Raw genomic sequence first — 22,158 nt, 5'->3', positions numbered from 1 at the left:
AGTTCTGCATCAGGAAAATGTCTTTCGAGGGTCAAAGGCATCCCGGATACCTTCAAAGATGAACACCAGAAGCGACAGCATGATCGCAAAGGTGAAAAAGGCTGTGAAGGCAAGCCAAGGCGCTTGCAGGTTCTGTTTCGCCTGTAGGGTCAATTCGCCCAGGGAGGGCGCAGAAGACGGCAATCCAAAGCCAAGGAAGTCAAGAATTGCCAATGTGGAAATGGTGCCCGTGATGATAAATGGCAACATGGTCAGCATGGCGACCATCGCATTCGGCAGCATGTGACGGAACATGATGGTCAGGTTCCCGACGCCAAGCGCGCGCGCCGCGCGTACGTATTCGAGGTTGCGCGCGCGTAAGAACTCGGCACGCACCACGCCCACAAGGGATGTCCAACTGAACAGCACCAGCAATATAACGAGTAACCAGAAACTTCGCCCCAGAATGGCGAACATAATTATGATCACATAGAGCGATGGCGTCGAGGACCATATTTCTATGAAGCGCTGAAAAATCAGGTCGGTCTTGCCGCCAAAGAAGCCCTGCACAGCGCCCGCAATGATCCCGATCAAACTCGCCGCGCCGGTGACCAGCAACGTGAACAGAATAGACAATCGAAAGCCATGGATCACCCGTGCCAGCACATCGCGTTTGGTTCCATCCGTGCCGAGCAGATTTTGTGCATTCGGAGGCAACGGTGCCGCACCGGGCCGATCCACAGCCGTGTTGTAAGAATAGGGTATCAGCGGCCAGATAGCCCATCCCTTTTCGATTTCCGCACCTTCCACAATACCATCCTGCGCATCCTCGAAATACGCATCTGGATCATCAAAACACCCCTCCAAACCACCGGTTTCGATCAGGCATTTAACTTCCGGATCGCGGTAAACGGCTTCTGTCTGGAAATCTCCACCGAATTCAGTCTCAGGGTAAAAATTCCAGATCGGTGTGTAATAGCTGCCCCGGTACTGTACGAGGATCGGTTTGTCATAGGCGATGAATTCCGCCATGAGCGACAATCCAAAAAGCACTGCAAAAATCCAAAGGGACCAATATGCACGCCTGTTGCGGGTGAAATTGCGCCATCGACGTTGGTTCAGGGGAGACAGCGCCATCAGCCTTCCCTCCGCTCAAAGTCAATTCGAGGATCAACCAACACATACATCAAATCGGAAATAATCCCGACCAGCAGACCAATCAAACCAAAGATAAACAATGTGCCAAAAACGATGGGGTAATCCCGCGCAACGGCTGCTTCAAAGCCCAGCCTTCCAAGTCCGTCCAGGCTGAAAATCGTCTCGATGATCAGGGACCCACCAAAGAACACGCCGATGAAAACCGCCGGGAAGCCCGCGATGACAATCAGCATCGCGTTGCGGAAGACATGACCATAAAGCACACTGCGTTCCGACAGCCCTTTGGCACGAGCGGTGATGACATATTGCTTTTTGATCTCGTCCAGAAAGCTGTTTTTGGTGAGCAAAGTCAAGGTTGCAAAAGCCGAAATGGTGGAAGCCAGCACGGGCAGAGCGATGTGCCAGAAATAGTCAGCGACTTTCCCCAGGGGACTGAGCTGGTCGAAATTGTCCGACGTCAGACCACGCAATGGGAATATTTGCCAATACGACCCACCCGCAAAGAGCACCAGGAGCAGAATGGCAAAGAGAAAACCTGGAATGGCATAAGCGGCTATAATCAGTCCGGATGTCCATGTGTCAAAGCTGCTGCCGTCCCGCACAGCCTTGCGAATGCCCAAGGGGATCGATACCAAATAGGCAATCAAGGTCGACCATAAACCTAGCGTAATCGAGACCGGCAACTTTTCCTTGATGAGATCAATCACAGAGATCGACCGGAAGTAACTCTCGCCAAAGTCAAATCGCATGTAATTCCAGATCATATTCAGAAAACGCTCGACCGGCGGCTTGTCGAAACCAAATTCCTTTTCCAACTCTGCAATGAATTCTGGCGGCAGGCCACGTGCACCGATGTATTGGCTGTCGTTGCTGGCCAATTCGGAGTTGCCCGCATCCGTTCCGGCCCCTGCAAAACCGCCAAACACATCACCGCCGCCCTGGGCGCGGGCGATGGCTTGTTCTACCGGACCTCCTGGCACAAATTGCACCAGGGCGAAATTGATCAGCATAATCCCAAGCAATGTTGGGATGATCAGCAAGAGCCTTCTGACAATATAGGCGCCCATATGCGGCAGCTACCTCAGCGCACCGGCGGCGCGCAAGGCATCCGCTTTTTCCTGATTATACCACCAGAAATCATATTGGCCCAACGCATAGGTCGGGATTTCCTCGGGGTGCTCATACTTATCATAATAAGCGACCCAGAAACTGTCATTGTACCACGCAGGGATCATAAAAAACTCATAGCGCAGCGCGCGATCAAGAGCCATCAGGGTTACGTCTGTTTCCTCTTTGGTGTCCATCCTTTGAGAGGCTTCGATGATTTCATCAACCAGTGGGCTCGCCAGACCGGCCGGATTGAACACCGAAAATGCCGCTGCCTCGGATCCGTAGAACTGTTGCAGGCCCCCGCCCGTGCTCAGAAAAGGGATATATTGGTCAAAAACCAGATCGTAGTCCCGGTCTCGCTCGCGGCTGGTATATTGCGATGCATCTACTGCTTCCAGAACGGTTTCAATGCCCATCGCCTCCAGGTTGGACAGGAAGTTTTCGACCACGGCACGCAAGGTCGATGAGCCCGCCGAGTTGATCAGGAAGGTCATCCGAAGTGGCTGATTTTGAGCGTTGCGCCGTTTGCCGTCTTCACCAACCGCCCATCCCGCATCATCCAGAAGCTTCATCGCACGCCGCAGATTACGTCGGTCCAACAAACGATCCGCGCTGGAAGTATGTGGTATGCGCGCAGCTTCTGTGAGCATTTCTTCGGGGACAAGGTCACCCAAAGATTGCAGGAACGCCAATTCGTCACCCTCGGGCGCACCGACCGCCATCAAATCAGTATCTTGCGTGAAAGACGCGCGTGGTTTGAACAGGCCAAACTGCAGCGATTCATTCGTCCACTCAAAATTAAAACCCAAGGCCACCGCTTCGCGCACCCGCCGATCCTTGAAGATGTCGCGACCGAGGTTGAACACAAATCCTGTTGGGGTTGGCGGTGCCCCATCGGGCAGTTCTTTCTTGATGATCTGCCCGTTGTTCACTTTTGGAAAGTCATATGCCGAGGCCCACTGACGCGAGTTACCTTCCGTTCTGAACGTATACTCGCCTGCCTTGAATGCCTCAAATGCAGCGTTCTCATCGCCGAAATATTCAACTCGAATGACATCAAAGTTATTGCGACCCACGTTGAACGGGAGGTCTTTGCCCCAATAGTCGGGGTTGCGTTTGTAAACGATACGGCGATTCACGTCGATTGTATCGATCATGTAGGGACCGGACCCCGGTGAGGTCGTCAGCCGGCTTTCGTCGAGGCGCGCGCCTGTTTCTTCGTACCAGGCCTTTGACCAGATTGACATGCCTCCAACGACTTCGATCAAGCTGCGTCGCGAAATACCCGGCGTAAACGAGTATTTGATCGTGTGATCGTCAATGACTTCGATCCCCGTGATGCGTTTGCTGACCGCGTCGGCGTAGGATTGCAGCCCTTGTTCCAGAATCAGTTTCTGGCTGAATTCCACATCATGTGCCGTGAGAGGCGTCCCATCGGAAAACCGTGCTTCAGGGCGCATGTAGAAAATAACCCAGTTCCTGCCCGTGTCATACTCCAAACGTTCGGCGACCAGTCCATAGTATTCCGCATAGACGTCGGCAGGCGCAGTCGTGCCACCTGTGCCCTCGCCCAAGAGGCTTTCATACATGATTGTGCTAAGCGCGCCGCCTCTGCCCTTTCGGGTATAGGGGTTCATGGAATCAAACGTGCCAAGAGCAGAGAAGGAAATCTCGCCGCCTTTCGGAGCGTCAGGATTAACATATCTGAAATGTGTGTAATCTGCGGGATAGCTCAAATCACCGTAGAAGGAATAGCCATGGCTGACAGTCGTTTCGTCCTGTGCCGATACTGTGTGTGTCCAGAGTGCCAGCGCAAGACCCGCTGCCAACAGGTAACTCAGAAACCCCGCAGAATTCGTCGTGCTGCGCGTCCGCGTCGACCCCTGTTGCTCTGTCATATGGTGTTTCCTCCAGTCTGGCGCCGTGTGATCCGGCCTATTGCTCGCTCTGGATGTAAGCTAACGGGACGCAGTGCCAAGTTACAAGTTGCGAAAATGTGATCCAGGGTGTGAATCAGGCATACGCGCAACAAAAAAGCCACTTGCGGTCCAGCAAGCGGCCTTAGTGGTTAAATTTGCGTTAATTTCAGTCGTCGAGGCTGGCCAGATATGCGATCAGATCCGCGCGATCATCGACTTTTTTCAATCCGGCAAAGCTCATGGAAGTCCCTGGCGCGTATGAAGACGGCTTTTCAAGGAAACCATTCAGATTGTCTGCTGTCCAAGCGCCATCCATTGAAGCGAGCGTGTCAGAGTAGTTAAACCCATCGACGGAACCTTTCGGGCGATCCACCACGCCATAGAGGTAAGGGCCTGTCCCGTTCTCCCCCTCCACGATTTTGTGGCACGCAGAACACTTGCGGTATACTTTGGCGCCATCTTCGACGCTGGCAGAGGCAAGCACCGTCGCGAAATCAACTTCCTCAACCTCTGCGACTTCTTCGCCACCTTCTACTTCGATTACATAGGCAGCCTCTCCGTGACCGCCAACGTGGTAAAGCTCTTCTGCCATCCACTTGCCAAGAAGTAACACAAGCAACGCGCCGCAGATGCCGCCGGCCGCTTTGGTAAAGGTCATTGTGTCGAACATGCTTATCCGTCCATCTGTTTGTGTTTGTGCGGTATCTATTGCTTCACCTTCCCGGTGGCAAGGTGTACTTACCGCGACCAATCGACCTCGCATAGAAGAAAAAAACTTAGGACCAATTAATGAGTACTGCAACTGCCACGCGCATCGCATTTCAGGGTGAACTTGGCGCATATAGCCACGAGGCCTGTTTGAACGCCCGTCCAGAGGCGATCCCCGTGCCTTGTCACACATTCGAAGATGTCGTGCGCGCCATGCACGAGGGTCGCGCTGATCTTGCGATGCTGCCGGTTGAAAATACCACCTACGGTCGCGTTGCAGACATCCATAGCCTGCTCCCTAAATCGGGACTTCATATCATCGAAGAGGCGTTTGTTCGCGTACGCATCAACCTTATGGCCCCGAGAGGCACAGAGCTGGCGGATGTCAAACATGTGCGAGCGCACCTTGTGCTATTGCCTCAGGCGCGCAGCTTTCTGGAGCAACATAGCATATCAAGCGAAGCGGCCGCCGATAGTGCAGGAGCGGCGGCTGACCTGGCCAAAAGCGGGGAAAAAGGCGTCGGTGCGCTGGCCAGCGCAGTCGCCGCCGACATCCACGGTCTGGAAATATTGGCCCGTGACATCGAAGACTTGCAGCACAACACAACGCGGTTTTTATTGATGGCGCACGCGCCGGATAATTCCCGACGCTCAGAAAGAATGATCACCAGTTTTGTGTTTGAGGTGCGCAATATTCCCGCGGCGCTTTACAAAGCCATGGGCGGGTTCGCGACGAACGGGATCAACATGACGAAACTGGAAAGCTACATGGTCGGGGGATCCTTCACGGCCACGCAGTTTTATGCCGATATCGACGGCCACCCGGATGATTCCAATGTAAAACGCGCCTTCGAAGAGCTTGATTATTTTACGAATATGGTTGAGATTCTTGGTGTTTACCCGGCCGATCCGGGTCGCAACTGATCCATCAGATCCCTGCAAAAGACAACATTCAGGTGCTGTCCTTGTACTGCCGTTCCAAGCTGTGGACGAATTTTGCCACACGCTCTTGGAACCGTTGGTCCAAGGTTGATTTCGCAAGTTTTAGGGGTTGCAGCAAAACGCGGGCCTTGAGCGAGCTCGCCCGTATCTCGCCACCAACTGCGATGCGCGTTTTGGTGTCTGATAACTTCTCCAGATCCACTCGGGCGGGCCCGAACAACCCCTCCGAAGTCATGTCCAAAGCAATAGACTTGGGCCGATCAAACTGCGTGATTTCCATGTCCAACACGCGACTTTGACCTTTGAAAATGAACTGAACATTCCAATGCATTCCAATTCCCGCGCGTGACAAATTATCCACCCTTTTGACATCCGCGCCATACTTCGATGCAGCGTCTTCGAAGGTTTCAAAGGACGACATCATCTCGAAAACTGCTGAAATCGGAGCCTCTATGTCTTGTTGCGTCGCAAACTTCATTTGGCTCCCACCCTCGCCGATCCTGCCAATGTCAGATCAATCCAGCCGGTCCGCAAGCCAGTTTTCCAATAAGAAATGCGCGATTGCGCCTTTGCGCGCTGGTAGAATTTTAGGATGGTCGCCCGCAAATATCAGCATCATCTCTTCGCGGCTGACCCACAATGCATCCTCGATCTCGATCGGATCGATAGTGATTCTATCGCTTAATGCCACGCCTGCGCAGCCAAACATCAAGGACGCAGGAAAGGGCCAGGGCTGACTGGCGAGATAACTCACTGACCCCACTTTTATGCCTGATTCTTCGAAAACCTCACGCCGTACCGCAGCTTCCAGCGTTTCTCCGGGTTCTACAAATCCGGCCAGCAGAGAATACATCCCGTCCGGCCACCCCGGCGATCGTCCCATGAGAACTTTATTGCCATGTGTGATCAACATAATCACCACCGGATCTGTCCGCGGAAAATGAGACGCGCCACATACCGGGCACTTGCGCTGCCATCCCCCCTGGCTCAATTCGGATTTTTCGCCGCACTTGGAACAAAACCTATGGTTATCGTGCCATCCGAATACCGCTTTGCCGGTTGCCGCCAGTTCCGCGTCGCGCGGTGTCAGCCAAGTCATCACCCGGCGCAATTCGGCAAATACCATCGTTTCAGGCAAGTCGGGATGTTGCTGTTCGGATGGATCCAGAAAACCTCCAAGGCTGCTGGCGTCAAGATCTTCCGGCTGCCAGGCAGATAGGTCAAAAGCAAAACGACCCGCGCCGTCCTCTTGCCCCAGAAAAACCGTCTCTTCACCTGCGCCAGACAACACGGGATGGCCCATCGGCAGTTGCACCAGCGTCGCGGGATTACTTGGCATGATCAACGGTTTTCCGCGCCAAAACAGAATGGCGCGGGCATCCGGATGTTCGCGGGCGGCCTCAAGCGTGGCGGCGCAATTGCGCAATTCAGCTGCGCGATCCAAGGCAGAGCCGCCAAAAGTTACTGATTCCGCGTGTTTCATAGAGTTCCCCCGCTAATAGAGAAACGACTGTCATGTGCCTTTTGATCATGCAAGATCAAAGCGGGCCCTGCGGCATCTGCGCTCTTGCCAACTTGTACGTGATCTGTTGGATATTAACTCGTGCAAGAGTTGATTTTTTACGTTTAAGGAAATGACCGAGATTACCATCGTTTCTGATCCCGACGCGGCAAGTGCAACCGTTGAACTGCGCCTGTTGGCGACCAGCGATCTGCATATGCAGTTGATCGCCTATGACTACGCGAACGATCAGAACACGACTGGCGACAGTTTGGCCAGGCTGGCGACCGTGATCCGCCAGGCCCGATCCGAGGCGGAATCACGCGGCGCGATTTGCTTGCTGGTGGACAATGGTGACACCCTCCAGGGCACGCCGGTTGGCGGATACCTTGCCGATTGCCCGATGCCGTCCCACCCCATGATCGCGGCAATGAACGCACTGAAATACGACGCTATTGGTATCGGCAATCATGACTTTGATCACGGGCTTGATCATCTGTCGCACAGTCTGAGCCAGTCTCATGCGGCAGTCGTGTGCACGAATCTGCGGTCCACAAAGTTGCCCATGATAAAACCGTTCTGCCTGTTGAAACGTAAATTCGTCGGCCCGCAAGGCGTTTACCAAACACTTTGCGTTGGCGTTGTTTCGGTTTTGCCGCGTCAGACAGCGTCTTGGAACCGGCATCAGTTGGAAGGCGTTGTCCAGATTGACGCACCGCTTGCGGCACTCGAAACGACAGTCGCCGCTGCAAGATCGGCAGGTGCTGACATCGTGATTGCACTGGCTCACATGGGCATTGCCCAGTTTGACGAAGGAGAAGACGAGCAAAATCAAATCTTCGACGTTGCCCGGATCAAAGGGATCGATGCAGTTGTCGCAGGCCATACGCATTTGCGTTTCCCGGGACCCGATCATTTGGGCGTGAGCGGAATAGACTGCGAGGGAGGCATGATTGGCAACGTGCCGGTGGTCATGCCCGGCAGCAGCGCCTCGGAACTTGGCGTGATTGATTTGACCCTGCATCATCGACCAAAAGACCAGTCTTGGCGGATCGGAGCACGTTCTTCTTCTCTCCGCCAGCCCACAAGCGCATTGGCTGTGGACCGTTCCATCGAAGCGCTTGTAAAAGATGCCCATGATCAGACCCGCGCGCACCTGGGGCAACCGGTCGCCATGCTTTCAGATCCGATGCATAGCTATTTTGCGCTGGCGCAGCCAAGTCAGATCCCCGCGATGATTGCAGCCGCAAAACGGCTGGCCATCAGCAAGGCGGTCGCAGGCACCGACCTCGCACAGTTGCCGCTTCTCGCTGCTGTCGCGACGACTGCGACAGGTGGTTTTGATGGTCCTGAGAATTTTGTCTCCCTGCCCGCCGGACAGCTGGAAAGACGCCACATTGCGGGGCTTATTCCTTATGCAAATCAAGTTTGGGCTGTCAAAGCATCCGGCGCGCGTCTTGCCGGGTGGCTGGAACGCTCAGCACTGCTTTTCAATGTGTTAAGTACCGACGTACCGGATCAGATGTTGGTCGATCCAAAAGTGCCGGGTTTTCGATATGATGCAATTTATGGGCTTACCTATCAGATTGATCTGACGAGGCCTTGTCGGTTTGACGCCGCGGGTCGCGCGATTGAAGGGGCGACAGGTCGGGTCACAGACATTTGCCATGAAGGTCAGCCCATTCATCCTGATGATGATTTTTTAGTGGCTGTCACCGACCACCGCGCAGGCGGCGGGGGCACTTTCCGACCTTTCAAGGACTCTGACACGGTCGTGCGGGAAAAACTGGCGTTGGATCAGGTTTTGATTGATTTTCTCAAACAACCGGACTCAAGCGTTGAACGCTATGCAGATCCTTGGCGCTTCAAGCCAAGCTCAGGAATAAGCGCGTTTTTGCACACGGCGCCAGACGCACTCAATTATCTACAAGACATCGCTTATATGCGCCCGGAAGCCTGTGGTTACTCACCTGACGGTTTCATAAGAATGCGCCTGCACCTGTAGGTCAAAGACTTGCGTCCCGGATCAGCCTTGCCTATATGTCCGATTGAGAGGTTGGCGCGGGCGAGCGCCTCGCCAACCCGGTCAGAGCCGGAAGGCAGCAGCCGTAACGAGCCCCGCTTGGGTCGTTGTCCAGCCTCTCACCACTTTCCCAAACCGGACGTGTTTCAGCTAAACACCGGTAAGTCAGTGCCCAGGATAGTATCCCACAATGCCTTGTTGCGCCGTGAAAACGCAGCGATGTGGCCTACTTTTCCCAATCCAAAGTCAGCCGGCTGAATGCTTTCAATATTTGCTTTGCCATCATAGAACGCCGCGAGGCGCTCTGTGCAGACGCGGGGAACCAAGTCATCGTCAGCTATTGATATCAGGCGCACAGGAGCGCCAGACCGGGACCAGTCTGCGACAGGAAGTCTTTGTTTGATCGCACCGGCAAAAACACCCGGTGTGGTGCACCATTCCCGCCATTCATTGAAAGCCGTTGTCGGCAAATCCGCCCCGAAGCCAAGCGCGCGACCGGGTAAATACCCAAACATACGCGCCACCAGCGGCGGAAAGCCAAACCAGAAAAGCATCGCTACTCCCCGGTACGGCCAGGGATGATCCATATAATGGACCAATCCCGATCCCACACCAATCACCCGGTCAATGCCATCGATGTCCTCTTGCATCGGCAACATCATTGCGCCGAGTGAATGCCCCATGACCCAAAGTGGCACATCAGGCACAGCGCGTCTGAGATGGGAACGCGCCGCTGAATTGTCGCGCAGCCCCCAATCAGACATTGTTGCGCGGCACGCGCGCAAACCGGTCTCGGCGGACTGTCCCATACCGCGATAGTCATAGGTCAAAACAGCTACGCCGCGTTCGGCAGCGACCCATTGGGCAAACGCCTTGTAAAGCGTTTGTGGCACCCCGGTCGCGCCATTCAAGACAAGCGCTGCGCGGGGCGGGAGGGGCGGCAAGAAAAGCGTGCCACCGAGTTCTGCGCCGTCTTTGGTTTTTATCAGGCGACGACGGATCACCGGCGTTTCCACAACTTTCAACACAGGCGTGCCTCTCATTAATAAGATGTCTAGACCGATTGGTCTATTCTTATGTGTGGACCAATCGGTCTAGTCCTGTCAAGTTGACCATGTGAATAATTCCGCCCTTCCAACCAAGGATCGTTTGATCCGCGCCGCAGCGCAGCTGTTCCGCTCTCGGGGGTATCACGGTGTGGGATTGAATGATTTGTTGGCCGAGGCCGCCTCGCCAAAAGGGTCGCTTTATCACCATTTCCCCAATGGAAAGGCAGATTTGGCCATCGCCGCCGCGACCTGGGCCTCCGACGAAATGCTGCGTGTTATTGCCGCCAGCTTCGCTGATGCATCGACCGTTAACGATGGCGCCACAACGCTCTGTTTTAAACTCGCAAAACTATTTGACCTGACCGGACAGAGAGATGGGTGCCCGATTGGGTCCACGCTTTTTGAGGGACCTGAAAACGCTATCTTCCTGCAACATGCGGAACGGTGTTATCAAGGCTGGATTGAGGAAGTGTATGACCATGCGATCCGTTTGGGCATGGACAAAGACCGGGCAGAACGTCACGCCGAGCATCTTTTCCTCCTCATTCAAGGCGGGTGGCAATTGTCCCGCGCGAGACGCAGTTCGCAAGTGCTTCGTGATTTGCCAAATCTGTTTGATCTGACCTGACCAGCCAGTGGAAGATCTCCACGGTGCGCACCGCACGCTGGGGCAGGATGATGCAGAAAATAATGGCACAAAGCGCGAAAAAACCAAGCCCGTCAAACCGTTCATAGGCGAACCGGTCGACATCCCATGCATGATGGCTGATACCCTAGGCACCCGACAGAATTAGATTTTTGCGCTCCGAACCCGCGCGAACCATCCCCGGGCGGGGCGTTTTAACAAGCGTTGCCTGAACACCTCAAACCAGAGCGCAACTTGAAAACCGATCAGACCCGTAGCGAATTATGTATCATCTGGACCGATGCCTGGCCCACATTGAGTGATCAAGGCAACGTTTTTTCGGCGGACGAAGCGAGTAACGGCCATTGAAGGTGACGTTCTGATATACTCCGGGGTGCACGCACCTGGTAACAGATCGCTTTCTTGTGCGGCTCTGGTTTACGTCTTCCGTTGGGACCCCTACCCTACAGGCTGACCGCCGAATCTCCTGCTTCAAGGCCACTGCATGACCAAAACCGAAAAGAATGAATATCAGGTACTGGCACGTAAGTACCGCCCTGAGACCTTTGCCGATTTGGTGGGGCAGGATGCAATGGTGCGGACCCTGAAAAATGCCTTTGACGCGGATCGGATTGCCCAAGCCTTTGTGATGACTGGTATCCGCGGGACTGGCAAAACCACCACCGCCCGGATCATTGCAAAAGGCATGAACTGTATCGGGGACGATGGTGCAGGCGGGCCAACGACAGAGCCTTGCGGTGTTTGCGAGCACTGCCTTGCGATCATGGAGGGGCGCCATGTAGATGTTATGGAAATGGATGCGGCCTCTAACACCGGTGTGGCCAATATCCGCGAGATCATCGACTCGGTGCACTACCGGGCTGCCTCCGCACGCTACAAGGTGTACATTATCGACGAAGTGCACATGCTGAGCACCGGAGCGTTCAATGCGCTCTTGAAAACCCTCGAAGAACCGCCTGCCCATGTGAAATTCATTTTCGCGACAACCGAAATCCGCAAAGTCCCTGTGACGGTTCTTTCGCGCTGCCAACGCTTTGATTTGCGTCGCATCGAACCAGAAGTCATGATCGCGTTGATGCGAAAGATCGCCGACGCGGAAAATGCCGAGATTGCCGAAGACGCGCTTGCCCTGATCGCGCGCGCCGCTGAAGGGTCAGCGCGCGATGCGACGTCTCTCCTGGATCAGGCGATCAGTCACGGAGCCGGAGAGACGAACGCCATTCAGGTACGTGCAATGCTCGGTTTGGCGGATCGGGGACGCGTTCTTGATCTGTTTGACATGATTTTAAGGGGTGATGCCACCGGCGCGTTGACAGAGTTGTCATCGCAATATGCTGAAGGCGCAGACCCGATGGCAGTCCTGCGGGACCTCGCCGAAATTACCCATTGGGTGTCGGTTGTGAAGATTACCCCCGAAGCGGCAGAAGACCCAACCATATCACCAGATGAACGCGTCCGGGGGCTGGAAATGGCGCAGGCGTTACCGATGCGCGTGTTGACACGTTTATGGCAAATGTTGCTGAAGGCACTGGACGAAGTTGCCAATGCGCCCAATGCGATGATGGCTGCGGAGATGGCGATCATTCGCCTGACACATGTGGCTGATTTGCCAAGCCCGGAAGAATTGGTGCGCAAACTGAACGGGACCAATCCTCCCGCCGGTGGCGGTGGGAAACCAGCGCAAAGCGCTGGCGCGCGTGCCGCGGGCGGGGGGGCCTCGGCTATCGCCTCGGCCCGACCAAACGCGACTGGCAGCGCTGGGACGGCCACGGCACAGGCCGTCGACCTAGACGCGGCCCTTGCCCGATTCCCGACATTTGATCATGTGGTAGAACTCATCCGCGCGAACCGGGATGGCAAATTGCTTGCCGATGTGGAAACCGACGTCAGGCTGGTGTCCTATCAACCCGGGCGCATAGAATTCAAACCAACAGACCGCGCGCCGCGTGATCTGGCACAACGGTTGGGCCAGCGGTTGCAAATGTGGACTGGTAACCGGTGGGCCGTGACTATCGTCAGCGAGGGCGGGGGCAAGACCATCGATGAGGTGCGCAATGCCAAGAAATACGCGCTGGAAGATGCGGCACATAAGCACCCTTTGATGCAAGCCGTTCTGGCACAGTTCCCGAAGGCCAAAATCAAGGATATCCGGACCCCCGACCAGATCGCCTCGGAGGCTGTACAAGAGGCCTTGCCCGAAGTTGAGGACGAATGGGACCCTTTCGAGGATGACTAGGCGATCGCAAGCAGCCCTTGCCCCAACGCGCATCAAGCCGCATATATCCAGAAACAGACCTACAACAAGGACGAGAGAATGCTCAAAGGATTAGGTGGCCTCGGCGACATGGCCGGAATGATGAAAAAAGCGCAGGAAATGCAGGGCAAGATGGAACAGCTGCAAGAGGATATGGCCAACCTGATGGTCGAGGGCTCTTCAGGCGCAGGACTTGTGACCGCCACTTGCACCGCGAAAGGTGAATTGAAAACCTTGAATATTGATCCGTCGATCTTCAATGGAGATGACAAGGAAGTCGTGGAAGACCTGATCCTAGCCGCGATCAAGGATGCGCAGAGCAAAGCAACAGAACGCGCACAACAAGAAATGGCAAAGCTGACCGAAGGCTTGGGCTTGCCTGCTGACATGAAGCTGCCGTTTTAATCTGGTGTGGCGATGAAATCCGGTGACCCAATGTCACAGCACGGGGTTGCGCCGTACTCTTCCTGCAGGTCCAAGCTACCATATCAATGAGCAGCACCAAAGACATTGACGCCTTGATCGAACTGATGGCCAAATTGCCTGGCCTCGGTCCGCGCTCGGCAAGGCGGGCGGTCTTGCATCTTATTCGCAAACGCAGCCTGCTGCTGACGCCGTTGGCGGACGCCATGCAAACTGTTGCCGCGACAGCACGCGAATGCCTGAATTGCGGCAACGTCGGAACGCTCGACATCTGCGACATCTGCACCTCCGAAAAACGCGCCAATGGCGAGCTATGTGTGGTGGAGGATGTCGCCGACCTCTGGGCGATGGAACGTTCAGGCGTCTTCAAGGGACGTTACCATGTCTTGGGCGGTACGCTATCTGCTTTGGATGCGATTGGGCCGCAAGAGCTACGCATCCCACGTTTGATCGACCGGGTACCATCCGAGAATATTACCGAAGTCGTGCTGGCGTTGAATGCGACGATTGATGGGCAAACCACCGCGCATTACATCGCCGATCAGCTTGATGGGCAGGTCCGATTGACCTCCCTGGCACAAGGCGTGCCCATTGGCGGTGAATTAGATTACCTTGATGATGGTACCATAACCGCCGCCATGCGGGCACGCAAAGACATCTAGCGCGTCTTCAGCTGTCTGGGTCCATCGCACGCCAGATCAGCGCGCCAACAGCAGCCCCCACCAACGGCGCCAACCAGAACAACCAAAGCTGGGACAAAGCCGGACCATCGGCAAAAAGTGCGACGCCCGTCGAACGCGCCGGATTGACCGAGGTATTGGTCACGGGGATCGAGATCAGATGAATTAGCGTCAGTCCAAGACCGATTGCAATAGGGGCAAATCCTGCGGGCGCACCAGCCGATGTGGCCCCAAGAATGATGATTAGGAAAAACGCCGTCATCACGATTTCAGTCACCAGTGCGGCCGTCATGGAAAAACCCTGTGGGGACGCGTCACCATAACCGTTGGAGGCAAATCCGCCTGCCGCAAAATCCGGCAAGCCGGAAGCTATGAAATAGAGGACAACCGCGGCAATGATCGCGCCAGCGACCTGTGCAAACCAATAAGGTAACAAATCCTTACCCTCAAATTTCCCGGCAATCATCAGACCCAGAGAAACGGCCGGATTGAAATGCCCGCCGGAGATGTGACCCACAGCGTAGGCCATGGTCAAAACCGTTAAGCCAAAGGCGAAACTGACACCCAGCCAACCGATCCCAACGTCTGGCACGCCAGCGGCCAAAACGGCAGCGCCACACCCACCCAGAACCAACCAAAACGTCCCAATGAATTCAGCGATCAATTTTTTCGTCATAGCGGCACCCTCTTCTCCGATTACATTTTTTTGAACGCTACCACGAAATCGCGCGTTGTCGATGGGACCTTTGCTGGAGAATTCCCCCAATCGAAATGCAACCAGACCGTGAAGAGAACCGACATTTAGCTTTGACATGAAAACAACAAGCGCCGCCCCACTTGAAAAAAGCTGTCTTTATATTCTGCGCTGCGATCGCCTTCACAGAACGAAGCTTTCCAACGGCGGAAATCCAGTAAAGCCGATAGGCGTGTAGCCGGATGTTCAAGCCGAGCAAGAGTGGTTCACAATTCTACCGCGAGCACACAATTGAACCGGAGATAGATCTTGTAAAATTCTCTTATTGTCACAAGGCAGCACGCAAGGCCTCGTTTCGCCCATGATGTGCGCCGTAAGGCGTCTATAGCGGATTGCGTTGTCTTTGGGTTTGACACTGTCCGGTAGACGCTCGATGTCCGGTTAGGTCGAATTATACGGATCACTTCCGCCCTCTTTCGAAACCGGCATCACGGCGGTAACGACGCCGCAACCGGACTCGCCCATAATGTCAGCCGCTTTGCCAAACCATTTTTGGATCGTCGATATAGAGCCGGCGACGTCTGAATTATCTGGTCATTGAATGCGGAAAAGCGGCCAACAATAGTGAGGAATGGCACTTCGTAACCGGCATTTCTGGGTGAGTTCCGACAGGCGCGACCGGACCCAGAGACAGTTCCCAAAATGCGGTGTAGTGGTTGAGGGACATGGCATGGCAAGACAATCCACAAAGCACCAGACCCACGGCCACGCATAATCCGGCAAACAGGAGAATGCCAATACTGCACTCCCTGGTTTTTGGCAAACCGGCTGATCGGTCGGGGAGTCTTCGGCGCTCAAGCGCAGATAGACGTGCGTGCCCTGACCATGGTAGCAGTTTTTATCGAATTCCGCCTTTTTTTCGGCGGTCAACAGGCTCCCGGTCGGTCAAAAATGCTGGTTTGACGACACTATTTGCGGCGATAACCGCTGCATGGTCGGCAAATACAGGATGGGTGGCGCGCAGTGTGCCCAATGCCAAGGTGTTCGTGGTGATCTCCAAAGAGACCGAGAGTTAAACCTCAAAAGTCATTCAAAAAACCGATTCCGTCGCCCTATAACCGCAAGCTCGACTGCACCCTGCCCGGGAGAAACACAGCCTCATGCGAAAGCGCGTTCATACCAATTTCGGGATCGTGCAGACCCCATATCACTGGCTATTTTTCACCACTACCAAAAGAGCAATTTATCGGTTGTACCCGTACTCTCCAGCGACTGTGCTATGGTCTGCTCAGCCATTTGCCAGACATCCCGAGGCGGCCAAGTCCGTGCTTTATTCGGTGTAAAAACCCGCAGCTTGCGTCGCATTATCCGAAACGGCATGCTAGAGCTATGACAGTGATCAATCGTGCAAATGCGCCGCATTACATGTGGGCACAGATCTGTGAAGGATGGCGGCTCCTGGAGGGTGATGATCTCAGTGTCACCGAAGAACGCATGCCGCCCCAGACCCGGGAAGAACGGCACCTCCATGAACAGGCCAACCAACTGTTCTTTCTTTTGGAGGGGTCCCTTACCATCGACCTCGACGATGTCATACATCAACTGGCGCCCTCAGACGCGCTGAATATCAAACCCGGCCAGATGCACCAGGTAAGAAACGACAGTCAAACCAAACCGGCGCGGTTTCTGGTAATCTCATCTCCGACCACGCAGGGTGATCGGATATCTGCCGAGACCTAGCAAGTTTGGCACATAAATTGTGGTCCCGTCCCCGATGGAAGATCGGAGACGGGTTGTGATTTCAGCGATCCAACGCGCCCACGCCGGAAAACCGGAAGGCTTCCATTTCAAGCGCGTCGATTTCCTCCACGCTCATTTCATCATGGGCGATGGTAATGCGGCCAAGGAAAACAAACGGAAGCTCGGCTGCGCGACCTTCAAGGTGGTATTTGATCGCCTCTGCCGTGGCGGCACCCACATCGTCGCCCATCCGCATTGGCGTCGCATCCAACTCGCCACGACGGATCGCGTCAAGTTCGAGACCCGTTCCGCCCCAACCGGTTGAGAAAACATCTTTTTCCGCACTCACCGCGATCTGTGCCTCCACAGAACCCATGGCCATCGCGGTGTTCGCATTATGGATAACCTTGGCTTCAGGATAGGCTTGCAGGATCAGGCTTGTACCTTCAAATCCACCTTCGCGCTGGTATTCGCCATAATGCTCATAGACCGGGTTCCAGTTGCCTTTTTCGGCTACGCAATCCTTGAAATCGCCCGAACGCTGGTTGTCGGTGATCCCCGGAATCCCACGGTTCATCGCATAAGTTACATCATTACCCAACCGTTCCAACATGTAGTCGCACATCTTCAGCGCGCCAAAAGCGGATGAGAAATCAAACCAGTTCGCAGGTTGGTTTTCCAAATAGGTCAGCGGTGTGTGGAACGCCCAGACAAATGTGGTGAGATCAGCATTCCCCGCCAGTTTGTCGATGTTATCGGCCTGTGTTGCCAATTCAGATGGACCAAAAATGACGAAATCATAAAGATCGGCGTCTTGTTCTACCTGTGAGGCATAGGTTGATTGCAGCGAATGCTCGATCTGACGGGATGCGAATTCCGTTGTTTCATAAGCTATTTCAAGCTGATCGAGACGTTTGATCAGAGCCAGATAGTTACGTGCCCAAAAGTCAGACGTATCTGCTGATGGATAGATCAGCGCGATCTGGATCGGGTTCTCAAGACTGCCTTTGAACGGGACGGCTTCGGCGCCAACAACAGCCTGTAACGCATCTAATGCGCCATCCGCGTTCACCTGTTCTGGCACCCAATAGTCGCGCTCGCCATCATCGGGCAAGGTTTTGAGCGGCAAATGCCCGTCGGCAAGCGCCATACTGCCAGCCAGCAGAGCCGCCGCGCAGGTCGCAAAGGTTAGATAGGTTTTCATCATGATACCTCCCATGGTGATGAAAGGGGATTTTCCCCGGTTATCTGGTTATTCAGCTTTCAACAGGTCCCCCTGTCAGCGCACCAATTGCCAGAAGCAGTAGGATCGCAACCGACAATCCAATGGCCAGAAACCCGACCTTTCGATTGTCCGGGTTGGCCAGAGCCGCCGTCAGTCCGCCGCTGCCGTCGCGGTCTTTCTTTTGCAGCCATGTATAAATTGCCACTGACAAGATGATCACCACGCCAGAGGCGACCGATTGCCAGAAGAACTCAATCCGCAAGGTCACCAATGCGTTGATCATCATGGACAACAACAAAACACCCGCAAGTGATCCAATCATCGATGCGCGTCCACCAAACAACGACGTGCCTCCGACCACGACAGCAGCAATCACGTGAAGGTTGAAATAGGGTGCTGATGTCGCCTGCACCGCATTGAGCTTGCCGGTCAGCATGAGGCCACCAAGAGCCGCCATCGTGCCCATCAGGACATAGGCATAGACCCGGTGCCGATCGACGCTGATGCCCGTCATTTCAGAGGCTTCCGGGTTTGAGCCAATTGCAATCGTATAGCGACCAAAATGCGTTGCGCGGAGCAGGATATAGCCGCCAATTAACGTCAAAACCCCAATGACCACAGGTGTTGGCAGGAATTGCAAGGCCTGCCCACGACCGATTTCGGTGATCAGATCAGGAAAGCGTGCAAGTACCAATCCCTTGGCCAGAACCAGTGCAAACCCGCGGTAGACCAGATCCATGGCGAGCGTCCCGATCAAATCCGGCACGCGGAAAACGGTGATCACGAGGCCGTTGATCAGACCCATTCCAGCGCCGAGCAGCAGGCAAATGATCACAGCAACCCACGCAGGGAAATCATATTGTTTGATTAGAAACGCCATCATGATTGCGGACAACGCCGCGACGGATCCGATCGACAGATCAATCCCCCTCTGCGTGATGACAAAAGTCATCGCCATCGCCATCGGCATATACAGCGCTGCGTCCAAAAGGATCTGATTAATGTTGGACATTCGGAAATAACGGGCGGGTTCAACCGCGCCCATGAACAGCGCGATCATCGCGATCATCGCCATCGGACCAAGGATACCCATATAGGGTTCGATGCGTGCGGCGATGCTTGTGGGCGTGGCTGTGTCGCTCATGCTGCTGCCCCTCCCTGGGTCAGGTTGGCGCCAGTAATCAAGCCCAGAACTTCCTCGGTTGTCGTCTCGGCAGTGCGCACGACGCCCGCACATTCTCCGCGCCGCATCACATGTATGCGGTCCGAGATCTCAAAAACATCATCCAACGCGTGGCTGATTACGATCACGGCGAGACCTTGGCTCTTGAGCACCTCAATAAGCTTCAGCGTCCGTGCGGTTTCCTGTGGCCCGAGGGCTGCGGTCGGTTCATCCATTACAAGAACGCGCAAATCATCATGCCTCACGGCGCGAGCAATCGCGACCGCCTGACGCTGCCCCCCGGACAGGCTCTCGGTTAGAACATCCATGCTTTTGAGTTGAACACCCAATCTGTCCTTGAGTACCGCCGTAGCCTGCTCCGTCATGGTGCGATTGTCGAGAATTGGAACGCCGAGTACATTTTTCGTCAATTCGGATCCAAGGAAAAGATTTTGCGCCGGTGTCAGGTGATCCGCAATCGCAAGATTTTGATAGACTGCATCGATGCCGTTGCTGATTGCATCAGCGTGACTGCTCATCACCAACGGTTTACCATCAAATGTGATATGCCCGGCAGTTGGTTGATACACACCTGTCAGGACCTTGATCAGCGTTGATTTTCCCGCGCCGTTGTCACCCACAATCGCGAGGACTTCGCCTGCATAGGCAGACAGATCTACATCGCGCAACGCTGTTACGCCGCCAAAACGCTTTGTAATGCTGCGCATATTGATGATGGGTGTAGGCTCAGACATCACAATGCCCCCGATAGTGTAAAAAAATGCATTTGGTGAAACGATCAACGCCGGGCGCGTCAAGAGCCGCGCTTTCGCGGTGAAATTGAGCGTTCGGTTTGATTTACTTCCCCTCCTGCAGTCACCAATAATTTGAGTTACCGGTAACGTATCCCTAGCATTTGTGGATTCGAAGGAGCTGTCAAGATAATTGTCACCGCTCTGGAATTGGACCTGCACAACCGTACGACCCGTCGCAACCCGGACCCGGCAAGAAATTGGAAAATGTAGTTATTTTCAAATCTTAGAAATCCCAGCAACAGTTCTTCTATCGCGGAGCAGGAAGCGGCTGGCGCCATTTTTTCAGGGCATGCAGGTAAATGCTGTCGTGTCAGTCAGAGGATTGCACGTCTCTTGACACACAACCTCATTACAGACTTCCACATCCCTGCGGCTCAAGAATGTTCTTTGACGCCATCATCGACATTGCACGTCTGCATGCCCATGAATGACCCAGGCACGGCACGTCCTGAACGATACGATCCCGTGTCATGCGATGATCCATATCACCAAACGCCCTAACCAAACCGAGACTGCCTTTTCAGACTTGGTTGTTGACATAGAAAAAACCGGCGCATGGTAAGGCCGGTTTCATCATGCACCGCGCCGATCAGTCGCGCTTGGTTTCGTCTTCATCATCGTCATGCGTACCTTCAGGCAGATTGAAGAAGCTATCTGCGTCCGAGAAATCACCCGCAGATTCTTTTTCTTCTTCGACGTCACGCGACAACGTGAATGTTTCCAACCCTTCTATGGCAGTAGGAATTTTGGGCTCGGCGTCCATACCAAGGCTCTGCTCCGTGCTGACCAGTTTGCGGCGTTCGTCATCACTCATCACGGGCGTATCCGCAGCTTTTTTAGCGGCGGCCTTTTGCACGATGGTGTCAAGTTCGGACTGTTTGCAAAGGCCCAGTGCCACAGGATCAATCGGCTGGATGTTCGAAATGTTCCAATGCGTGCGCTCACGGATTGCCTGAATGGTTGGCTTGGTTGTGCCAACCAGCTTGCTGATCTGACCGTCGCTCAATTCCGGGTGGAATTTAACCAACCATAGAATCGAAGCCGGGCGGTCCTGACGTTTGGAAAGCGGCGTGTAACGCGGCCCACGGCGTTTTTCCTCTCCTTGAGCGGCGGCGTTGAATTTCAACTGAAGTTTGTGCATCACGCTATCTTGCGCGGCATCAATTTCATCCTGTGTCAGTTGGTTGTTGGCAATCGGGTCAAATCCCTTGACGCCCTGTGCCACATCGCCATCTGCAATGCCTTGCACTTCCAACTCGTGCATGCCGACAAAATCGGCAATCTGCTTGAAGCTGATCGTTGTATTATCCACCAGCCATACGGCCGTGGCCTTGGTCATGATCGGTTTTGCCATTGTCGGTCTCCTGTCTCATATATCTGCGGGCCACAACTTCTCTGTCGCCTGAAAAGGCTGTCCCGATGGTCTGGGACGGTTTCCATTGTGGGGGAACTTATGGCTTATATAGGTGGGACGGCGAGATAAGGAAAGAGCCAATGCGCGCAGTGATGTTTTGGATGATGATGGTTTTGCCCCTCGCCGCAGAGGGGGAGCGACCCGGAGAATTTGACTACTACGTGCTCAGTCTCAGTTGGTCACCAAATTGGTGCGCGCTTGAAGGGGACGCGCGCGACTCCCCGCAATGTGAGGCGCGCGAAGATCACGGATGGATATTGCATGGGCTATGGCCGCAGTTTGAAAGGGGTTTCCCGTCCTATTGCAATACGACCGAGCGCAACCCGTCGCGCGCCATGACCGCCGCCATGACCGACATCATGGGCACCTCGGGCCTGGCGTGGCATCAGTGGAAAAAGCACGGGCGTTGTACAGGGCTGGAGGCACAGGATTACTACGCCCTGTCTCGCGAAGCTTATGATCTCGTAACGCGACCCGAGGTCTTTCGCAAACTGGAAGATCCGGTGCGCCTGCCAGCCTCTGTAGTGGAGGAAGCCTTCCTGCGCGACAACCCCGATTTGTCGCCCGACGGCATTACAATAACCTGCCGGGACAATCACATTCAGGAAGCGCGCATCTGCCTAACGCGCGATCTGAACCCGCGCCGCTGTGGATCCGATGTGCTGCGGGATTGCACGGCAACCGGAGCGCTTTTCACACCCGTCCGGTGAGTGTCG

Annotated in this window: 22 protein-coding genes and 1 other RNA gene; 10 read left to right on the top strand and 13 right to left on the bottom strand. The window is 54.7% G+C overall.

What is annotated here, in order from left to right:
* Positions 1–9 precede the first annotated feature (9 nt).
* From R8G34_16570 to R8G34_16555, 4 genes are all read right to left on the bottom strand, one after another.
* On the bottom strand, positions 10–1,116 hold the full coding sequence (locus tag R8G34_16570; protein ID MDW3224468.1) for an ABC transporter permease: 1,107 nt from the start codon (positions 1,114–1,116) through the stop codon (positions 10–12).
* The gene (locus tag R8G34_16565) at positions 1,116–2,204 is read right to left on the bottom strand and encodes a microcin C ABC transporter permease YejB (protein ID MDW3224467.1); all 1,089 of its coding nucleotides are present in this window, start codon (positions 2,202–2,204) and stop codon (positions 1,116–1,118) included. The genes R8G34_16570 and R8G34_16565 overlap by 1 nt, the downstream gene beginning before the upstream one ends.
* 9 nt (positions 2,205–2,213) lie before the next feature.
* Positions 2,214–4,145, bottom strand: coding sequence for an extracellular solute-binding protein (locus R8G34_16560; GenBank protein MDW3224466.1), 1,932 nt, complete (start codon positions 4,143–4,145; stop codon positions 2,214–2,216).
* Between the two features lie 187 nt (positions 4,146–4,332).
* Complete coding sequence (locus R8G34_16555; protein MDW3224465.1) at positions 4,333–4,836, bottom strand: cytochrome c family protein; 504 nt, start codon at positions 4,834–4,836, stop codon at positions 4,333–4,335.
* Positions 4,837–4,955: 119 nt separating this feature from the next.
* Between R8G34_16555 and R8G34_16550 the strand changes: the two genes are divergently transcribed.
* Positions 4,956–5,798: a prephenate dehydratase gene (locus R8G34_16550; protein ID MDW3224464.1), complete on the top strand. Its 843-nt coding sequence runs from the start codon at positions 4,956–4,958 to the stop codon at positions 5,796–5,798.
* Between the two features lie 28 nt (positions 5,799–5,826).
* On the opposite strand, the gene R8G34_16545 is transcribed toward R8G34_16550, so the two are convergent.
* A complete protein-coding gene (locus tag R8G34_16545) occupies positions 5,827–6,294 on the bottom strand; it encodes an SRPBCC family protein (GenBank protein ID MDW3224463.1) in 468 nt (155 codons plus the stop codon).
* A gap of 36 nt (positions 6,295–6,330) precedes the next feature.
* The gene (gene nudC, locus R8G34_16540; GenBank protein ID MDW3224462.1) at positions 6,331–7,299 is read right to left on the bottom strand and encodes an NAD(+) diphosphatase; all 969 of its coding nucleotides are present in this window, start codon (positions 7,297–7,299) and stop codon (positions 6,331–6,333) included.
* A gap of 151 nt (positions 7,300–7,450) precedes the next feature.
* On the opposite strand from nudC, the gene R8G34_16535 reads away from it, so the two are divergent.
* Together R8G34_16535 and ffs are read left to right on the top strand one after the other, a co-directional pair.
* Complete coding sequence (locus R8G34_16535; protein ID MDW3224461.1) at positions 7,451–9,322, top strand: 5'-nucleotidase C-terminal domain-containing protein; 1,872 nt, start codon at positions 7,451–7,453, stop codon at positions 9,320–9,322.
* 44 nt (positions 9,323–9,366) lie between these two features.
* Positions 9,367–9,465: signal recognition particle sRNA small type (ffs, locus tag R8G34_16530), an RNA gene on the top strand.
* A 21-nt stretch (positions 9,466–9,486) separates the two neighbouring features.
* Here the strand turns inward: ffs and R8G34_16525 are convergent.
* A complete protein-coding gene (locus R8G34_16525) occupies positions 9,487–10,383 on the bottom strand; it encodes an alpha/beta fold hydrolase (protein ID MDW3224460.1) in 897 nt (298 codons plus the stop codon).
* Between the two features lie 73 nt (positions 10,384–10,456).
* Between R8G34_16525 and R8G34_16520 the strand changes: the two genes are divergently transcribed.
* From R8G34_16520 to recR, 5 genes are all read left to right on the top strand, one after another.
* Complete coding sequence (locus R8G34_16520; GenBank protein MDW3224459.1) at positions 10,457–11,017, top strand: TetR/AcrR family transcriptional regulator; 561 nt, start codon at positions 10,457–10,459, stop codon at positions 11,015–11,017.
* Positions 11,018–11,024: 7 nt separating this feature from the next.
* Positions 11,025–11,183: a hypothetical protein gene (locus R8G34_16515; GenBank protein MDW3224458.1), complete on the top strand. Its 159-nt coding sequence runs from the start codon at positions 11,025–11,027 to the stop codon at positions 11,181–11,183.
* A 336-nt stretch (positions 11,184–11,519) separates the two neighbouring features.
* Positions 11,520–13,271 (top strand): DNA polymerase III subunit gamma/tau, encoded by a 1,752-nt coding sequence (locus R8G34_16510; protein ID MDW3224457.1) that lies wholly within the window; start codon positions 11,520–11,522, stop codon positions 13,269–13,271.
* 78 nt (positions 13,272–13,349) lie between these two features.
* Complete coding sequence (locus R8G34_16505) at positions 13,350–13,694, top strand: YbaB/EbfC family nucleoid-associated protein (GenBank protein MDW3224456.1); 345 nt, start codon at positions 13,350–13,352, stop codon at positions 13,692–13,694.
* 86 nt (positions 13,695–13,780) lie between these two features.
* Positions 13,781–14,374: a recombination mediator RecR gene (gene recR / locus R8G34_16500; protein ID MDW3224455.1), complete on the top strand. Its 594-nt coding sequence runs from the start codon at positions 13,781–13,783 to the stop codon at positions 14,372–14,374.
* Between the two features lie 7 nt (positions 14,375–14,381).
* On the opposite strand, the gene aqpZ is transcribed toward recR, so the two are convergent.
* A complete protein-coding gene (aqpZ, locus tag R8G34_16495; GenBank protein ID MDW3224454.1) occupies positions 14,382–15,068 on the bottom strand; it encodes an aquaporin Z in 687 nt (228 codons plus the stop codon).
* A 916-nt stretch (positions 15,069–15,984) separates the two neighbouring features.
* Positions 15,985–16,146 (bottom strand): hypothetical protein, encoded by a 162-nt coding sequence (locus tag R8G34_16490; protein MDW3224453.1) that lies wholly within the window; start codon positions 16,144–16,146, stop codon positions 15,985–15,987.
* Between the two features lie 329 nt (positions 16,147–16,475).
* On the opposite strand from R8G34_16490, the gene R8G34_16485 reads away from it, so the two are divergent.
* Positions 16,476–16,826, top strand: coding sequence for a cupin domain-containing protein (locus R8G34_16485; protein ID MDW3224452.1), 351 nt, complete (start codon positions 16,476–16,478; stop codon positions 16,824–16,826).
* Positions 16,827–16,887: 61 nt separating this feature from the next.
* Here the strand turns inward: R8G34_16485 and R8G34_16480 are convergent, their stop codons facing one another.
* The 4 genes from R8G34_16480 to R8G34_16465 form a co-directional block, all read right to left on the bottom strand.
* A complete protein-coding gene (locus R8G34_16480; GenBank protein ID MDW3224451.1) occupies positions 16,888–18,030 on the bottom strand; it encodes a substrate-binding domain-containing protein in 1,143 nt (380 codons plus the stop codon).
* Between the two features lie 52 nt (positions 18,031–18,082).
* A complete protein-coding gene (locus R8G34_16475; protein MDW3224450.1) occupies positions 18,083–19,195 on the bottom strand; it encodes an ABC transporter permease in 1,113 nt (370 codons plus the stop codon).
* Complete coding sequence (locus R8G34_16470; GenBank protein ID MDW3224449.1) at positions 19,192–19,968, bottom strand: ATP-binding cassette domain-containing protein; 777 nt, start codon at positions 19,966–19,968, stop codon at positions 19,192–19,194. The genes R8G34_16475 and R8G34_16470 overlap by 4 nt, the downstream gene beginning before the upstream one ends.
* Before the next feature lie 649 nt (positions 19,969–20,617).
* Positions 20,618–21,382 (bottom strand): cell cycle transcriptional regulator TrcR, encoded by a 765-nt coding sequence (locus R8G34_16465; protein MDW3224448.1) that lies wholly within the window; start codon positions 21,380–21,382, stop codon positions 20,618–20,620.
* A gap of 140 nt (positions 21,383–21,522) precedes the next feature.
* Here R8G34_16465 and R8G34_16460 point away from each other — a divergent pair, with 140 nt between their 5' ends.
* On the top strand, positions 21,523–22,152 hold the full coding sequence (locus R8G34_16460) for a ribonuclease T2 (protein MDW3224447.1): 630 nt from the start codon (positions 21,523–21,525) through the stop codon (positions 22,150–22,152).
* The last annotated feature ends 6 nt before the right edge of the window (positions 22,153–22,158 follow it).

The organism is Paracoccaceae bacterium, from assembly GCA_033344815.1.
Taxonomy (GTDB): Bacteria; Pseudomonadota; Alphaproteobacteria; order Rhodobacterales; family Rhodobacteraceae; genus Roseobacter.
The sequence above is the reverse complement of the archived record's forward strand: the minus strand, read 5'-3'. Positions and strand labels throughout refer to the sequence as shown.

Coding starts and splice junctions, on each gene's coding strand:
- R8G34_16570 (MDW3224468.1), bottom strand. CDS start 1,116: ATGGCGCTGTCTCCCCTGAACCAACGTCGATGGCGCAATTTCACCCGC.
- R8G34_16565 (MDW3224467.1), bottom strand. CDS start 2,204: ATGGGCGCCTATATTGTCAGAAGGCTCTTGCTGATCATCCCAACATTG.
- R8G34_16560 (MDW3224466.1), bottom strand. CDS start 4,145: ATGACAGAGCAACAGGGGTCGACGCGGACGCGCAGCACGACGAATTCT.
- R8G34_16555 (MDW3224465.1), bottom strand. CDS start 4,836: ATGTTCGACACAATGACCTTTACCAAAGCGGCCGGCGGCATCTGCGGC.
- R8G34_16550 (MDW3224464.1), top strand. CDS start 4,956: ATGAGTACTGCAACTGCCACGCGCATCGCATTTCAGGGTGAACTTGGC.
- R8G34_16545 (MDW3224463.1), bottom strand. CDS start 6,294: ATGAAGTTTGCGACGCAACAAGACATAGAGGCTCCGATTTCAGCAGTT.
- nudC (MDW3224462.1), bottom strand. CDS start 7,299: ATGAAACACGCGGAATCAGTAACTTTTGGCGGCTCTGCCTTGGATCGC.
- R8G34_16535 (MDW3224461.1), top strand. CDS start 7,451: ATGACCGAGATTACCATCGTTTCTGATCCCGACGCGGCAAGTGCAACC.
- R8G34_16525 (MDW3224460.1), bottom strand. CDS start 10,383: ATGAGAGGCACGCCTGTGTTGAAAGTTGTGGAAACGCCGGTGATCCGT.
- R8G34_16510 (MDW3224457.1), top strand. CDS start 11,520: ATGACCAAAACCGAAAAGAATGAATATCAGGTACTGGCACGTAAGTAC.
- R8G34_16505 (MDW3224456.1), top strand. CDS start 13,350: ATGCTCAAAGGATTAGGTGGCCTCGGCGACATGGCCGGAATGATGAAA.
- recR (MDW3224455.1), top strand. CDS start 13,781: ATGAGCAGCACCAAAGACATTGACGCCTTGATCGAACTGATGGCCAAA.
- aqpZ (MDW3224454.1), bottom strand. CDS start 15,068: ATGACGAAAAAATTGATCGCTGAATTCATTGGGACGTTTTGGTTGGTT.
- R8G34_16485 (MDW3224452.1), top strand. CDS start 16,476: ATGACAGTGATCAATCGTGCAAATGCGCCGCATTACATGTGGGCACAG.
- R8G34_16480 (MDW3224451.1), bottom strand. CDS start 18,030: ATGAAAACCTATCTAACCTTTGCGACCTGCGCGGCGGCTCTGCTGGCT.
- R8G34_16475 (MDW3224450.1), bottom strand. CDS start 19,195: ATGAGCGACACAGCCACGCCCACAAGCATCGCCGCACGCATCGAACCC.
- R8G34_16470 (MDW3224449.1), bottom strand. CDS start 19,968: ATGTCTGAGCCTACACCCATCATCAATATGCGCAGCATTACAAAGCGT.
- R8G34_16465 (MDW3224448.1), bottom strand. CDS start 21,382: ATGGCAAAACCGATCATGACCAAGGCCACGGCCGTATGGCTGGTGGAT.
- R8G34_16460 (MDW3224447.1), top strand. CDS start 21,523: ATGCGCGCAGTGATGTTTTGGATGATGATGGTTTTGCCCCTCGCCGCA.